The following is a 15,890-nucleotide window of genomic DNA, read 5'->3' as shown; positions in this document are numbered from 1 at the left end:
CACGGAGTACGCTATGAAAAGTACGGTTTACGAGGCCAGCATCGAAATGGGGCGTGTCGTTATTTCGCGAGTCCAGCGCCTCTTCGGACGCAAGCAACGCTTGCAGTTTGAGAACATCATGGAGATGGCACGTGAGATTGCTCAACGGAATCCGGGCGCGCTGCACGACCTTATCAATCTGTTGCTGCGTCCCTACCAGGCCGAGGCATTGGTCGGTGTCGTTGAAAACGCCTCGCACCAGGCTCCTCCGAGTATCGTTTCATCGAGCTTCTTTTTCGGCGACCGTCGCATAACCCCGTTGAGCTATGGACTTGGCGTAAAGCTCGAGCCGGATGCGTTCAGGGTCAATCTGGCAAAAGACACGATACTTCCCTGGCCATGGAACCGGCAACGCATCGCAGGTGCGCTCGCTCATATCGGCCCTGGCAAATCGATGGGTAAATGGAGGCAGGACCCGAATCATCAGGTCATGTTGTGGTTGCCTTGGGGAATCAGCTTCGTTGGAGGCGGCAATCATTCCATCACCGCCGGAATCATCTCCGGAGACGGCGAAATCACTCCTGGTGAAGTGCGCGACATGTCGGAGTTGCTCGATTTGGTCGAGTGCGACGGTCGATACTACCGAGAAACGTCGAGCCGGAAGACTATCGCCGCGGTAGAAGATGAACGCATTGCAGCGGTCTTCGAAATAGGGCGGCTAATGAGACAGCTGAACATAAAGCCTAGTCGCAGTGGGAAGGCAGGTTGCGTCTCGGAACCCGCCTGACCGACGGAAGAGCTCCACTCCCTTACTTACTAACGAGACTCCTTTTCAGGGTTTTTAAAGAACCTCCTTACATCCACGAAAACTCTTTTTAAAGATTTTAGGGAGCGGGATGTATAGCTTTCCTGCTTCACTCATGCAAAGAAAAGCTGGCCGTGTGTTCGGCCAGCCGGCCGATTAAGGGGGGGCGTCTTGGCACCTCGAAGGCGGTATCACGCCCGGCCCGCGTAGGGCAGGTGCCCCAGTTCCAGTCCGGGAAAATCCAGCTTCTCCATTGCCTCGATGAGCAGTGCAAACGGCAGCCGTTTGAACCCGCTTTCCTTCCTGCCATAACGGCTGTCAGGTGCGTGCCCAATCAGTTCGTCGATGACCTGCCCGCTGATGCCCGCCAGCTCGCCAAACGTCTGGAAGGAGTGGCGGAAGCTGTGATAAACAAGCGCGGGGTCCTCGATGCCGATGGTCGAGCGCAGGTAGTCGTTAAACCAGTTGCTGAACACCGCACCGCGCTTGCCGTACTGGTTGGTCGAGAGGTCAGGAAAGAGCCACGCCGAGCCGCCAGCTGGCCGGCGGGATTCGACGTAGTCAAGCCAGCCAAGTCGCAGCAGGTTACGGTGGACCGGAACGTGACGCATGACATTCCGGTTCCCGGTTCGGCTCTCCCGCTTGGTGTCGTGCAGACGAAAACACCATGCGCCCTCGCGCTGGACCATATCGGCGACCGTGAGTCGGCACAGGTCTTCGACCCGGGCACCGGTATGTGGGCCGAGCAGTGGCAGCCAGTAGGCGGCCTCGCCACCGCCCTTCCCCGGACGGTGTCCGCGTGTACAGACCGGTGAGGCAAAAATTGCGTTTAGCTGCTCAATGGTAAAGGCGGTGCGTACCGTCCGCCGATTGCGTTCAACCACCTTGGCGGGATATTTCATGCCGCTGAACGGGTTGCTGGCCAGCTTCGTCAGCTTTTTGCGCATGGCGAGCGTGATGAGCGGCGACAGCAGCGACAGAATGGTGTTCACCCGGCCGTACTCGACCTCGTCGTTCTCGAGGCAGAGCGTCTTGAATCGTTCAACGTGGTCGGGCGTCAGGACCGACAGGGGAAGGTTGCCCACATGCGACTTGAAGCGCTGTACCTGCCTCGTCACGTCGTGGACGGTTTTCGGCGAGGGCATCCGTTCCGCCTTCCAGCATTCGAGGGCGGCTTCCCAGGTATCGTCTCCGTCGACCAGCGGAACCAGTTCAGGCGTCTCGCTCACTGAGCCCTCGAGGCGCCGTAGTTCTTCTTCGACGACAGCCAGTTGCGCGTCGGTAATCGCCTTCAACAGCGTGACGAACTCCGTCGACGCAGCGGGCAGCCAGGCGTGCTCCCACATCAGATGCTCCTCGACGGACTCGCGGACGTCCGAAAAGTCTTCCGACGCACGGGCGCGCCGCAGTTGCTTGCGCGCCTCCTGCAAGAGATTCTTGTGTGCCTCGTCGTCGTAGTCGTCTTTGTCTTTGTCTTTGCCTTCGGCTTCGATTTCGTCGCTCTTTTTCTCGAAGTAAGTCGGACGCGTTTCGTCATCGTTCGCCAGCGCGTTGACGATGTAGCGCTCGACGAGTCGGGGAACGTGCAGGGCGTGAAGTCGGGTCGTGCCCGGCGGCTGCACCGTCGGGTGATAGGGGAGAGGCTCGTCGTCGACGGCCCGCATGCCTTGCGGCAACCAGGCGTCTGTGGCCATGGCGGCCGCGGCGGCCGCAGTCCGCGCCGGCGCGACGAGACGTTCATACTCGAGGGCGGCCATCGGCAGGCGGCTGATGGCCTCGGTCCGGCACGGCGTTTCCAGGCTCACCCAAATTTCAGTTTTCTGGAGCTGGGCGCGCAGCTCGAGCGGCACCTTGCGGCGGAAGTAGTAATGGGTCGACTCGGCGCGGGTGGTCAGGTAGGGGTGTTTCACGGTGTGCTCTCCACATTGAGGTAACAGTGGCGTGTAGCACCCGCTCCCGGAAAATTGCCGCACCTAAAACGTTCGCGCGCTTTAGATACGTAATGCGCCTGTTCGGGCACATTCCCGGCGTTCCAGAACAAAAAAGCCGCTGCTTCGTGAGAAGCAGCGGCTTTTTCTTGCAACTGGTGGCGAATCAGGGATTCGAACCCCGGACCTGCGGATTATGATTCCGTCGCTCTAACCGACTGAGCTAATTCGCCGAAGACTTGAATTATGTCGATCGGCCGGCCGGCTGTCAATACCTTTTTCCATCTTTCCCGAAAAAAGTTGCCGGCGGCCCGTGCCGGCCTTCATTGCGGGCGGGAGCCGGTCTCCGGAACGATACCATCCGCCGACCGTCCCCCGCTGCGCACCCAATCTCAATCCTGCGCGTAGATGTTCGAGTCCTTCGTCTCCTTGACGAACAGCAGGCCGATCACGAACGTGGCCAGCGCGATCACGATCGGATACCAGAGGCCCGAGTAGATGTCGCCCTTCGCCGCGACGATCGCGAACGCGGTTGCGGGCAGGAAGCCGCCGAACCACCCGTTGCCGATGTGATAGGGCAGCGACATCGACGTGTAGCGGATCCGCGTCGGGAACATCTCGACCAGCATCGCCGCGATCGGACCGTAAACCATCGTCACGTAGATCACGAGGATCGTCAGGATCACGATCGTCATCGGCCAGTTGAGCTGCGCCGGGTCCGCCTTCGCCGGGTAGCCGGCTGCCTTCAGCGTCGACGCGAGCGTCTTGTCGAACGCCGCGCCCTGCGCCTTGGCGTCGGCCGCCTTGCCTTCATAGGCGGGGATCACCGTGTCGCCGACCTTGATCTGGGCCGTCGTGCCAGCCGGTGCCGCGACGTTCTCGTAGTTCAGGCCGGCCTTCGCGAGCGCGCTCTTTGCGACGTCGCACGAGTTCGTGAACTTCGACGTGCCCACCGGGTTGAACTGGAACGAGCAGGCGGCCGGATCGGCGATGACCGTGATCGGCGCCTTCTGCGTCGCGATCTCGAGCTGCGGGTTCGCGTAGTGCGTGAGCGCCTTGAACAGCGGGAAGTAGGTCAGTGCCGCGATCAGGCAGCCCGCGAGGATGATCGGCTTGCGCCCGATCTTGTCCGACAGCGAACCGAAGAACAGGAAGAACGGCGTGCCGATCAGGAGGGCGATCGCGATCAGGATGTTCGCACTCGCACCATCCACCTTCAGCGTCTGCGTGAGGAAGAACAGCGCGTAGAACTGACCCGTGTACCACACGACAGCCTGGCCGGCGGTCAGGCCGACGAGCGCGAGGATCACGATCTTCAGGTTCTTCCACTGGCCGAACGCTTCGGTCAGCGGCGCCTTCGACGTCTTGCCTTCCGCCTTGATGCGCAGGAACACGGGCGATTCGTTCAGCTGCATCCGGATCCACACCGACACCGCGAGCAGCAGGATCGACGCGACGAACGGCACGCGCCAGCCCCAGCTGCCGAACGCTTCCTCGCCGATGAACGTGCGCACGCCGAGGATCACGAGCAGCGACAGGAACAGGCCGAGCGTGGCGGTCGTCTGGATCCACGCGGTGTAGAAGCCGCGACGGTTGGCCGGCGCATGCTCGGCGACGTAGGTTGCCGCGCCGCCGTACTCGCCGCCGAGCGCGAGACCCTGCAACAGCCGCATCGCGATGAAGATCACGGGTGCGGCGATGCCGATCGACGCGTAGCCGGGCAGGAAGCCGACCACGAACGTCGAGACGCCCATGATCACGATCGTCACGAGGAACGTGTGCTTGCGGCCGACGAGGTCGCCCAGGCGACCGAACACGATTGCGCCGAACGGCCGTACCGCGAAGCCGGCGGCGAAGCCGAGCAGCGTGAAGATGAAGGCAGCGGTCGGATTGACGCCGGAGAAGAAGCTCTTGCTGATGTAGGCCGCGAGCGAGCCGGCCAGGTAAAAGTCGTACCACTCGAACACGGTGCCGAGCGACGACGCGAAGATGACCTTCTTCTCTTCGCCCGTCATCGGCGCGTGCGAAATTTGCCCGCCTAACGTTGCCATGAGTCGTCTCCAAGTCCCTTGATATAGATGTGCGGCCGCCTTGGGTGGACGGGCCTGTCGAGGATTATTGGTACGGAAACTTACGGCCGACTGACTCGCGCGTGCAAAACGACTGCAGGTTAACCCGCGCCGAATCGACGGTTTTGTGCGCCTATCTTGCCTCGAAATGCTTCTATTTTCCGCTAAATTGATGATTTCGAATCAATCGTGGCGTGCTGCGGCGGCGCACGTCAGGGTTAATCCGGGGCGGTTTCGGTCAGCGGCAGGCTGACGCGCACGAGTGTGCCGGCGAGGCGCGGTGCCTGCTGGTAGACGTGATCGTCGAGCGTCAGCGTCCCGCCGTGCTGCGTCGCGATCTCGCGCACGATCGCGAGCCCGAGGCCGCTGCCGTCGCCTTCGCGGCCGAGGATCCGGTAGAAGCGTTCCACGACGCGCTCGCGTTCGGCGGCCGGGATGCCCGGCCCCGTGTCCTCGACTTCGAGATGCACGCGCCGCGCCGCGGGCTCCGCGCGCACGCGCACCGTGATGCGGCCGCCGTCCGGCGTGTAGCGGATCGCGTTGTCGATCAGGTTGCCGAGCATCTCGCGCAGCATCACCGGATTGCCGTCGACGTTGAGCGGCGTGTCGTCCGGCGAGTCCGGCGGGCCTTCATAGCCGAGATCCATCCGTTTCGCGAGCGCGGCCTGCACCCAGTCGCGCACCGCGCGCCGCGCGAGCGTGGCGATCTCGACCGGCTCGAACGTCAGCCCGCTCGCGCGGTTCTCGGCACGCGCCAGCGCAAGCAACTGCGTGACGAGCCGCGCGGCCTGCTCGGAGCTCGTCGCGATCTGCTCGAGCGAGCGCTGCACGTCGGGCGGGACGGGGTGGCGCAGCGCGAACTCGGCCTGTGTGCGCAGGCCCGCGAGCGGCGTCTTCATCTGATGGGCGGCGTCGGCGATGAAGCGCTTCTGCAGCGCCATGTTCTGCTCGAGACGGGCGAGCAGGTCGTTGAACGACGTGACGAGCGGCTCGATCTCGGGCGGCGCGCGCTGTGCCTCGACCGGCGACAGGTCGTCGGGCCGCCGCGCGCGGATGTGCGCCTGCAGCGCGTTGAGCGGCGCGAGCCCGCGCGACAGCCCGAACCAGACCAGCAGGATCGCGAGCGGCAGGATCACGAACTGCGGCAGGATCACGCCCTTGATGATGTCGTTCGCGAGCGCGTTGCGCTTGTCCAGCGTTTCGCCGACCTGCACGAGCACGGGCTGCGGGCTGCCCGGTTGCGGCAGCGCGACCGTCGTATACGCGACGCGCACGTCGTTGCCGCGCAGCAGGTCGTCGCGAAACATCACGACGCCCGGCGGCGGGCGGTCCTCGTCGCGCGGCAGCGGCATGTCGGCTTCGCCCGCGACCAGCTCGCCGCGCGTGCCGAGCACCTGGAAGTACACGCTGTCGACGTTGTCCGCGCGCAGGAAGTCGCGGGTCTGCTCCGGCAGCGTCAGCTCGGCGACACCGTTCACCGGATGGATCTGCCGCGCGAGCACATAGGCGTTGGTCTCGAGCGCGCGGTCGAACGGGCCGTTCGCGATCGTCTTCGCGACCAGATAGGTGACGGCGATGCTCATCGGCCACAGCAGCAGCAGCGGCGCGAGCATCCAGTCGAGGATCTCGCCGAACAGCGAGCGCGGGCGCGGCGCCTCGGGCGCATCGGTTTCGTCGGGCGGCGCGAACGGGTTCTCGTAGCGCGCGTCGCGCGCCTCATCGGCGGCCGACGACGGCGCGCCGGTCGGGTGGCGGGTAGGGGCCGGCGTGGCCATCGCGGCGACGCGCGGGTTCAGCGCAGCGGCGTGCCGGCCACCGCGGGCTGGGGCGCTGCCGTATCGGCCGGTGCGGCGGGCGCGACCTTCTCGAGGCAATAGCCGAGGCCGCGCACGGTCGAGATCCGTACACCGCTGGGTTCGATCTTCTTGCGCAGCCGGTGTACGTAGACTTCGATCGCGTTGTTGCTGACCTCTTCGCCCCATTCACAGAGATGGTCGACGAGCTGTTCCTTCGACACGAGCCGGCCGATCCGCTGCAGCAGCACCTCGAGCAGGCCGAGCTCGCGCGCGGAGAGGTCGAGGACCTGATCGTTCGCATACGCGATGCGGCCGACCTGGTCGAACGCGAGCGAGCCGTGGCGCACGACGGTCGGGCCGCCGCCCGCGCCGCGCCGGGTCAGCGCGCGCACCCGCGCCTCGAGCTCGTTGAGCGCGAACGGCTTGGCCATGTAGTCGTCGGCACCGAGGTCGAGCCCCTTCACGCGCTCGTCGACGCTGTCGGCGGCCGTCAGGATCAGCACGGGGAGGTTGGAGTTGCGGGCGCGCAGGCGCTTGAGCACGTCGAGTCCGGGCATTTTCGGGAGCCCGAGATCGAGGATCAGCAGGTCGAATGTCTGCATCGACAGCGCGGTATCGGCGTCGATACCGGTCTTCACGTGGTCGACCGCATAGCCCGATTGGCGGAGTGACCGGGTGAGGCCGTCCGCGAGTATGCTGTCATCTTCCGCGATGAGAATTCGCATGGTGCTGACCGATGGGCCGGCGGGGCGTTCGCGCCGGCCGGCTGTCTCCAAAGTTATTCGTGTACAACGCTCTGCATTGCGGGCTTGCACAAAACACTGTTTTTTTATACAGTATCTGAATTCGTGGGCAGCGCTTGAAAGTGGGCGCGCCTCTAACAGACGCTGCTCATCATAGCAAAGGACGATTCATGGAAGATAGCAAGAAGGGCTCCGGGATGACCGCCGAGAAGAGCAAGGCGCTGGCCGCCGCGCTTGCCCAGATCGAAAAGCAGTTCGGCAAGGGCTCGATCATGCGCATGGGCGACGGCGAGGCGACCGAGAACATCCAGGTCGTGTCCACGGGCTCGCTCGGTCTCGATATCGCGCTCGGCGTCGGCGGCCTGCCGCGCGGCCGGGTGGTCGAAATCTACGGTCCGGAATCGTCCGGTAAAACCACGCTCACGCTGCAGGTCATTGCCGAACTGCAGAAGCTGGGCGGCACCGCGGCGTTCATCGACGCCGAGCACGCGCTCGACGTTCAATATGCAGCGAAGCTCGGCGTGAACGTGCCGGAGCTGCTGATCTCGCAGCCGGACACCGGCGAGCAGGCACTTGAAATCACCGACGCGCTGGTGCGCTCGGGCTCGATCGACATGATCGTCATCGACTCGGTCGCGGCGCTCGTGCCGAAGGCCGAAATCGAAGGCGAGATGGGCGATTCGCTGCCGGGTCTGCAGGCCCGCCTGATGTCGCAGGCGCTGCGCAAGCTGACCGGCACGATCAAGCGCACGAACTGCCTCGTGATCTTCATCAACCAGATCCGGATGAAGATCGGCGTGATGTTCGGCAACCCGGAAACCACGACGGGCGGTAACGCGCTGAAGTTCTACTCGTCGGTGCGTCTCGACATCCGCCGGATCGGCTCGATCAAGAAGAACGACGAGGTGATCGGCAACGAAACCCGCGTGAAGGTCGTCAAGAACAAGGTATCGCCGCCGTTCCGCGAAGCGATCTTCGACATCCTGTATGGCGAAGGCATTTCGCGCCAGGGCGAGATCATCGATCTCGGCGTGCAGGCGAAGATCGTCGACAAGGCGGGCGCCTGGTACAGCTACAACGGCGAGAAGATCGGCCAGGGCAAGGACAACGCGCGTGAATTCCTGCGCGAAAATCCGGAAATCGCACGCGAGATCGAGAACCGCATTCGCGAATCGCTTGGCGTCGTCACGATGCCCGATGGTGCAGGCCAGGACGAAGCCGAGGCGATGGACGAAGAAGAGTGATGGTCGGGCGCCGAGGTCAGGCTGGCGAGCCGGATGAGAGCAACGCGCCCGAAACGGCGGGTCGCTCCGGCCGGCGAGCCGGATCCTCGGGCGCCGATCGGCGGGGCGCGGGCAGCAATGCCGCGAACCGCACCGCGACGAGGGCATCCGACGATGCCCTCGTTTCGTTTGAGATTGCTGCACCGGTCGATCCGTTCGACGACGATGAATCGTTCGACGCGCACGACCGCTCCCGCCGTCGTGTTTCCGGTGTCAGCTTCCCGGGCGATCGCGCAGCCGATGCGGCGGCGCCGGCCAGGGAAGATGTCTATACGCGCAGCAGCCAGCATCCGCGCCGCACACGTCGCGCGTCGGGTGCCTCTTCCAGTACTTCTTCAGGTGACGCTCCGGGCGCTACCGAGCGCAAGTCATCGAAACCTCAGCGATCGCTGAAGGGCCGCGCGCTCGGCTATCTATCCAGGCGTGAATACAGTCGCACGGAACTCGCGCGCAAGCTCGCGCCCTACGTCGGCGAGGACGAATCCGTCGACCCCGTGCTCGACGCGCTGGAACAGGAGGGCTGGCTGTCCGATGCGCGCTTTGCCGAGAGTCTCGTGCATCGTCGCGCGTCGCGTGTCGGCGTCGCACGCATCGTCAGCGAGCTGAAGCGTCATGCGGTGGGCGACACGCTCGTCGAAGAGGTGAATGCCCAGCTCCGCGAGACCGAATGGGCGCGTGCACAGGCGGTCTGGCGCAAGAAATTCGGTGCACTGCCGCAAACGCCGGCCGAGCGTGCGAAGCAGGCGCGCTTTCTCGCCGCGCGCGGCTTCTCGAGCGCGACCATCGTGAAATTGCTGAAGGTCGGCGACGATTTCCTGATCGACGACTGACCGCGCCGATCGCGCGCGTGGCGCGCGATTTTGCTGCAATGCAACCGCTTCCGGACAGGCGGGAATACCCGCCGTCGCGTCAAGCTGTCTCAAATACCCGATATGCTAAAATCCGTGGGTTTTCCTCTTCGGCCTCAACCTCCAGCATGCCGCTATCCGAGCCCGTGCCCCGTCAGTTGCGACATCAACGCGCAATCCGAGCGGAAGCTTACGAGCGCGGCGACGGCTTGTGGGACATCGAAGCCTGCCTGACCGACCACAAGCCGCGCGATGTCGCGCTTGCGTCAGGCATCCGGCCCCAGGGCTTGCCGATCCACGAACTCTGGCTGCGCGTGACTATCGATCGTGACCTCAATGTCGTCGACGCCGAAGCGTCTTCGGAATGGGTTCCCTATCCCGGTCACTGTCAATCCGCCACTCCCGCCTATCGGGCCCTCATCGGGCTCAATCTCTTCCGCAATTTCCGCCGCAACGCGAACCGGCTGCTCGCCGGCGTCGCAGGCTGCTCCCATCTCACCGAACTGTGCGCCGTGCTGCCGACGGCTGCGATCCAGGCGTTCGCCGGTGACGTGTGGAACGTGCGCGAGGAGGGGGGCGAAGGGCCGGACCATGACGGCGTGCACGACGAAGCGCCTTTCCAGCTCGGCCGCTGCCGGGCGTTGCGGTTCGACGGCGAGGTCGTGCGGCAGTACTACCCGCGCTGGTATGGCGCGAGCCGGCCGGACGTGCCCGGTGAAGGCAGCACGAAGGAATGAACGGAAATCATTCGAAGAAGCGTCTAAAGCGACTTTTCATCCAACTCTCAGACTGAAGGGAATCACGCATGAAGATTCACGAGTACCAGGGTAAGGAAATCCTGCGGAAATTCGGAGTCGCGGTACCGCGCGGCAAGCCGGCGTTCTCGGTTGACGAGGCCGTCAAGGTGGCAGAAGAGCTCGGCGGCCCGGTATGGGTCGTGAAGGCTCAGATTCACGCGGGTGGCCGTGGCAAGGGCGGCGGCGTGAAGGTGGCGAAGTCGATCGAGCAGGTTCGCGAATACGCGAACCAGATCCTCGGCATGCAGCTCGTCACGCACCAGACCGGTCCGGAAGGCCAGAAGGTCAACCGTCTGATGATCGAAGAAGGCGCCGACATCAAGCAGGAACTGTATGTCAGCCTCGTCGTTGATCGCATCTCGCAGAAGATCGTGCTGATGGGTTCGAGCGAAGGCGGCATGGACATCGAAGAAGTCGCCGAAAAGCACCCGGAACTGATCCACAAGGTCATCGTCGAGCCGTCGACGGGCCTGCTCGACGCGCAAGCCGACGACCTCGCCGCGAAGATCGGCGTGCCGGCTGCATCGATTCCGCAAGCACGCGCGATCCTGCAAGGCCTGTACAAGGCATTCTGGGAAACCGACGCATCGCTGGCTGAAATCAACCCGCTGAACGTTTCCGGCGACGGCAAGGTCATCGCACTCGACGCGAAGTTCAACTTCGACTCGAACGCGCTGTTCCGTCACCCGGAAATCGTCGCGTACCGCGATCTGGACGAAGAAGATCCGGCTGAAATCGAAGCGTCGAAGTTCGACCTCGCGTACATCTCGCTCGACGGCAACATCGGCTGTCTCGTGAACGGCGCAGGCCTGGCGATGGCGACGATGGACACCATCAAGCTGTTCGGCGGCGAGCCGGCGAACTTCCTGGACGTCGGCGGTGGCGCGACGACCGAGAAGGTCACGGAAGCGTTCAAGCTGATGCTGAAGAACCCGGATCTGAAGGCGATCCTCGTGAACATCTTCGGCGGCATCATGCGCTGCGACGTGATCGCGGAAGGCGTGATCGCCGGTTCGAAGGCCGTGAACCTGAACGTGCCGCTCGTCGTGCGCATGAAGGGCACGAACGAGGACCTCGGCAAGAAGATGCTGGCCGATTCGGGGCTGCCGATCATCTCGGCGGACAGCATGGAAGAGGCTGCGCAGAAGGTCGTCGCGGCTGCCGCAGGCAAGTAAGCGCGCTCAATGAATAGGTATGGCGGCGCGGTTTGCACGCGACGCCAATCGAACAGAGGTCAAAATACATGTCGATTCTGATCAACAAGGACACGAAGGTCATCACGCAGGGCATTACCGGCAAAACCGGTCAGTTCCATACGCGCGCCTGCCGTGAATACGCAAACGGCCGCGAAGCATTCGTCGCGGGCGTGAACCCGAAGAAAGCCGGCGAAGATTTCGAAGGCATTCCGATCTACGCAAGCGTCAAGGAAGCGAAGGCAGAAACCGGCGCGACCGTGTCGGTCATCTACGTTCCGCCGGCAGGCGCTGCCGCTGCGATCTGGGAAGCGGTCGAAGCCGATCTGGATCTCGCGATCTGCATCACGGAAGGCATCCCCGTGCGCGACATGATCGAAGTGAAGGACCGCATGCGTCGCGAAGGCCGCAAGACGCTGCTGCTCGGGCCGAACTGCCCGGGCACGATCACGCCGGACGAACTGAAGATCGGCATCATGCCGGGTCACATCCATCGCAAGGGCCGCATCGGCGTCGTGTCGCGTTCGGGCACGCTGACGTATGAAGCGGTTGCCCAGCTGACGGCACTCGGCCTCGGCCAGTCGTCGGCAGTCGGTATCGGCGGCGACCCGATCAACGGTCTGAAGCACATCGACGTGATGAAGATGTTCAACGACGATCCGGACACGGATGCGGTCGTGATGATCGGCGAAATCGGTGGTCCGGACGAAGCCAATGCGGCAGAGTGGATCAAGGACAACATGAAGAAGCCGGTGGTCGGCTTCATCGCTGGCGTCACGGCGCCTCCGGGCAAGCGCATGGGCCACGCCGGCGCGCTGATCTCGGGCGGTGCGGATACGGCCGAAGCGAAGCTGGAAATCATGGAAGCGTGCGGCATCACCGTCACGCGCAACCCGTCGGAAATGGGCCGTCTGCTGAAGAAGGCGCTGTAATATTTCCACCTGGGTTCGTCCTGCAGAAAACGCCGGCTTTGCCGGCGTTTTTTGTTATGCTCGCGCAATGAATTCGTAAGCACCGGGCATGCATCGCGCATGTGCCGGCAATGAACCGGGCCGCCCGCGGGCGGCCGCCGTCCTGCCCGTCACGCCATGCTCGAATTCCTGACGTCGCTCCACTGGGGCGCCGTTCTCCAGATCGTCATCATCGATATCCTGCTCGGCGGCGACAACGCTGTCGTGATCGCGCTCGCATGCCGCAACCTGCCCGCGAACCAGCGGTTGCGCGGTGTCGTCTGGGGCACCGCGGGGGCGATCCTGCTGCGTGTCGCGCTGATCACGTTCGCGGTCGCGCTGCTCGACGTGCCGTTCCTGAAGCTCGGTGGCGGGTTGCTGCTGCTGTGGATCGGCATCAAGCTGATGGCGCCCGCCGGCGACGCGCACGATGACATCAAGCCGGCCAGCCGGCTGTGGGATGCCGTGAAGACGATCGTGATCGCCGATGCGGTGATGAGCCTCGACAACGTGATCGCGATCGCGGGTGCGGCCGAACAGGCCGACCCGTCGCACCGGATCGCGCTCGTGATCTTCGGGCTCGTCGTCAGCGTGCCGATCATCGTGTGGGGCAGCACGCTGGTGCTGAAGCTGCTCGACCGTTTCCCGATCTTCGTGGCATTCGGCGCCGGGCTGCTCGGCTGGATCGCGGGCGGGCTGATCGTGAATGATCCGGTCGGCGACCGCTGGCCGGTGCTCGATACGCCGGAGGTCCTCTACGGCGCGAGCATCGCGGGCGCGTTGTTCGTCGTGGCGATCGGTTACACGCTCAGGAAGCGCCGCGACGTACCGAACGTGCACTGACATTGGCCGTCCGGCCGACTGCCGGATTCACGGCCCGCTGGCTACGATCGAGACGCCTGCCTTTACCGGCAGGCGTTTTTCGTTTCCGGAGCCTGCCATGTTCGAAGCCTTTTCCGTTTCCCTGTTCCGTCGCGTGGCCGCCGATCTGCGGCGCGCGAACCGGCCGTCGCCGCGCTGGCGGCCGGCCGGCTTCACGCTGATCGAACTGATGATCGTGCTGGCGATCGTCGGTGTGATCGCGGCCTATGCGATTCCCGCGTACCAGGATTACCTTGCGCGCTCGCGCGTCGGCGAGGGGCTCGCGCTAGCGTCGTCCGCGCGGCTCGCCGTCGCCGACAACGCCGCAAGTGGCGCGAGCCTCGACGGCGGCTACAGCCCGCCGGCCGCGACCCGCAACGTCGAATCGGTTGTGATCGATGGCGAGACCGGCCAGATCACGGTCGCGTTCACTACGCGAGTCGCCGCGGCCGGCACCAATACGCTGGTGCTCGTGCCGTCCGCGCCCGACAAGGCCGATGCGCCCACCGCACGCGTGCCGCTCAAAAAGGGCGCGATGCAGGCCGGCACGATCGCGTGGGAGTGCTTCGCCGCCGGCAAGGGGGCGTCATCACTGCCCGCGCCGGGGGCAGGGCCGCTGCCCGGCGACGCGGCGACGCTGCCCGCGAAGTATGCGCCGGCGGAGTGCCGCGCGTAGCGCCGGTGGCGGAGCAGGGCGGCGCGGACGGCATGCTGGCCGCCTCGTCAGCCGGCCGGGGCCTTCGCGCCGCGACGGGCGCCGCGCAAAGGCCCCGCACAGAGGGAGGAAAGTTTTGTATAGTGCGCCGGTTGCTGACATCCGGTTCGCTCATGCCTTCTACTTTTTCCCGTTCGTTGCCGCTCGTTGCGCTGGCTGTCGCCCTGATCGTGCCGTACGCGATCACGAATCATACGTATCCGATCCCGACCTTCTATTCCGAGTTTTCCGCGCTGGTGCTGTACCTGCTGGTGGGGGTGTCCGTCGTGCTGCTCGCGCGTACGGGCCGCGCGGCCGAGCCGTTTGCGGCGCCGGCCGCGTTCGCCGCGCCGCTTGGGTTCGCCGTGGTGCTCATCGCGCAGGTCGCGCTGATCCCGCTCAAGGTGCCGTCGATGAACTGGCTGGCGGTCGGCTATCTCGCCGCCGCGCTGGTCGCGATGCAGGCCGGCTACGTGCTCGCGCGCGACGGGCTGGCCGAGGCCGTGTCGCGGATGATGGCCGGCGCGCTGCTCATCGGCGGCGTGTTCGCGGTCGGGACGCAGATCGTGCAGTTGTTCCACCTCGAGTCGGCGCTGTCGCCGTTCGTCGTGGTGTACAACGTCGCGGTCGATCGCCGTCCGTACGGCAACATGGCGCAGGCGAACCATCTGGCCAGCTACATCGCGTTCGCGCTCGCAGGCGCGCTGTATCTCGTGCAGACGCGCCGGCTCGCGGTATGGGCGTGGCTCGCGCTGTCGATCGTGCTGTCCGTCGGTCTGGCACTGACGGTGTCGCGCGGGCCGTGGCTGCAGGTCGCGGTGATGGTCGTCGCGGGCTTCTGGATGGCGTGGCTCGAATCGCGCCGCGCGCCGGGCAATGCGCGCGCGTGGGCGATCCCGGTCGTGCTCGCCATGGCGTTCATCGCGGTGAACGTCGCGGTGCGCTGGGCGAACGTCCATTACCACCTGGGTCTCGCGGAATCCGCGGCCGACCGGATGCGTGACGCGGGGCAGATCGCACCGCGCCTCGCGCTGTGGAAGTACGGGCTCGCGATGTTCCGCGAACATCCGCTGCTCGGTGTCGGCTGGGGTGAATTCCCGTCGCACCAGTTCGCGCTCGTGCGCTCGCTTGGCGGTGTCGAGATCGCGAACAACTCGCACGACATCTTCATCGACCTGCTCGCGAAGTCCGGCCTCGTCGGCCTGGGCGTGCTCGTCGTCGCGCTCGTGACGTGGTTCGTGCGCGCGGTGCGCGCGCCGCAGTCGAGCATGCGCGTGTTCGGCTTCGCGCTGATCGGCATCCTGCTGATGCATGCGCTGGTCGAGTATCCGCAGCAGTACATGTTCTTCCTGTTGCCGGCCATGTTCGTGATCGGGCTGCTCGAGGTGAAGTCGCTGCGCGTCCTGCCGGGGCGTGCGGCATTCGGGCTGTTCGCGGTGCTGTCGGTCGGCGGCGTGCTGGCGGCGGTGCCGGTGTTGCGCGACTACCAGCGCGCGGAAGTGCTGTACTACGGCAGCGATCCGGCTGCGCAGTACCGCGATGCGCCGTCGCTGCTGTTCGGCGCGTGGGGTGAATACGGTGCGGCCACGCTGCTCCCGATTTCGGCGGACGACCTGCCGGCCAAGCTCGCCGCGCATGAGCGCGCGATCGCGCTGCTGCCCGGCGAGACGGTGCTGCGCCGCTATGCGGCCCTGCAGGCGTTGGCCGGCCGCGAAGCCGACGCGCTCGACACCGTCGCGCGCCTGCACGTGTTTGCGAAGGAGTTGAAGGACTGGCCGCAGCAACTGGCCGCGCTGTACAAGCTGTGCGACCAGCAGCCGGCGCTGAAGCCGTTCAAGGCGGCGGTCGTCGCGAAATACGGCGAAGTGCCGGCAGATGCGGCTGACGACGAGGACGACGATTCGGATTGACGCACGTAGCGCCTGCCGGAACGGGGAATTCCGG

13 protein-coding genes and 1 tRNA gene are annotated in these 15,890 nt (G+C 64.9%); 9 read left to right on the top strand and 5 right to left on the bottom strand.

Annotation, left to right across the window (positions count from 1 at the left end):
• Nucleotides 1–13: 13 nt before the first annotated feature.
• Nucleotides 14–766: a DUF6710 family protein gene (locus C5O79_RS32535; protein WP_131932044.1), complete on the top strand. Its 753-nt coding sequence runs from the start codon at nt 14–16 to the stop codon at nt 764–766.
• Between the two features lie 209 nt (nt 767–975).
• Here C5O79_RS32535 and C5O79_RS32530 read toward each other — a convergent pair whose 3' ends face one another.
• The 5 genes from C5O79_RS32530 to C5O79_RS32505 all read right to left on the bottom strand — a co-directional run bounded on the left by C5O79_RS32530 (nt 976) and on the right by C5O79_RS32505 (nt 7,302).
• Complete coding sequence (locus C5O79_RS32530; RefSeq protein ID WP_131932042.1) at nt 976–2,694, bottom strand: site-specific integrase; 1,719 nt, start codon at nt 2,692–2,694, stop codon at nt 976–978.
• Between the two features lie 174 nt (nt 2,695–2,868).
• Nucleotides 2,869–2,945: transfer RNA gene (locus C5O79_RS32525), tRNA-Met, on the bottom strand.
• Between the two features lie 159 nt (nt 2,946–3,104).
• Entirely contained in the window at nt 3,105–4,763 is a 1,659-nt protein-coding gene (locus tag C5O79_RS32515; RefSeq protein WP_046544495.1) for an MFS transporter, read from the bottom strand.
• Nucleotides 4,764–4,999: 236 nt separating this feature from the next.
• Nucleotides 5,000–6,556 (bottom strand): sensor histidine kinase, encoded by a 1,557-nt coding sequence (locus C5O79_RS32510; protein ID WP_046544496.1) that lies wholly within the window; start codon nt 6,554–6,556, stop codon nt 5,000–5,002.
• A 17-nt stretch (nt 6,557–6,573) separates the two neighbouring features.
• Nucleotides 6,574–7,302 carry a response regulator transcription factor gene (locus C5O79_RS32505; RefSeq protein WP_039360681.1) on the bottom strand — a complete coding sequence of 243 codons (729 nt, stop codon included), beginning with the start codon at nt 7,300–7,302 and terminating at the stop codon, nt 6,574–6,576.
• A gap of 188 nt (nt 7,303–7,490) precedes the next feature.
• Between C5O79_RS32505 and recA the strand changes: the two genes are divergently transcribed.
• From recA to C5O79_RS32465, 8 genes are all read left to right on the top strand, one after another.
• The gene (gene recA, locus C5O79_RS32500; RefSeq protein ID WP_046544497.1) at nt 7,491–8,564 is read left to right on the top strand and encodes a recombinase RecA; all 1,074 of its coding nucleotides are present in this window, start codon (nt 7,491–7,493) and stop codon (nt 8,562–8,564) included.
• Complete coding sequence (recX, locus tag C5O79_RS32495; protein ID WP_047852176.1) at nt 8,564–9,433, top strand: recombination regulator RecX; 870 nt, start codon at nt 8,564–8,566, stop codon at nt 9,431–9,433. Before recA ends, recX begins: the two co-directional genes overlap by 1 nt.
• Nucleotides 9,434–9,579: 146 nt before the next feature.
• Nucleotides 9,580–10,188, top strand: coding sequence for a DUF2889 domain-containing protein (locus tag C5O79_RS32490; RefSeq protein WP_039360581.1), 609 nt, complete (start codon nt 9,580–9,582; stop codon nt 10,186–10,188).
• A 68-nt stretch (nt 10,189–10,256) separates the two neighbouring features.
• Nucleotides 10,257–11,423 carry an ADP-forming succinate--CoA ligase subunit beta gene (gene sucC, locus C5O79_RS32485; protein WP_006755512.1) on the top strand — a complete coding sequence of 389 codons (1,167 nt, stop codon included), beginning with the start codon at nt 10,257–10,259 and terminating at the stop codon, nt 11,421–11,423.
• Between the two features lie 68 nt (nt 11,424–11,491).
• On the top strand, nt 11,492–12,373 hold the full coding sequence (gene sucD / locus C5O79_RS32480; RefSeq protein ID WP_006477916.1) for a succinate--CoA ligase subunit alpha: 882 nt from the start codon (nt 11,492–11,494) through the stop codon (nt 12,371–12,373).
• Nucleotides 12,374–12,529: 156 nt separating this feature from the next.
• Nucleotides 12,530–13,234 (top strand): TerC family protein, encoded by a 705-nt coding sequence (locus tag C5O79_RS32475; protein ID WP_122474299.1) that lies wholly within the window; start codon nt 12,530–12,532, stop codon nt 13,232–13,234.
• A 97-nt stretch (nt 13,235–13,331) separates the two neighbouring features.
• Complete coding sequence (locus C5O79_RS32470) at nt 13,332–13,928, top strand: pilin (protein ID WP_046544500.1); 597 nt, start codon at nt 13,332–13,334, stop codon at nt 13,926–13,928.
• A gap of 152 nt (nt 13,929–14,080) precedes the next feature.
• On the top strand, nt 14,081–15,856 hold the full coding sequence (locus tag C5O79_RS32465) for a Wzy polymerase domain-containing protein (RefSeq protein ID WP_122474298.1): 1,776 nt from the start codon (nt 14,081–14,083) through the stop codon (nt 15,854–15,856).
• Nucleotides 15,857–15,890 lie beyond the last annotated feature (34 nt).

It is taken from the genome of Burkholderia sp. SRS-25 (genome assembly GCF_004343765.1).
GTDB lineage: Bacteria > Pseudomonadota > Gammaproteobacteria > Burkholderiales > Burkholderiaceae > Burkholderia > Burkholderia contaminans.
Note: the sequence above shows the minus strand (reverse complement) of the source record. Positions and strands in the feature narration are given on the sequence as shown.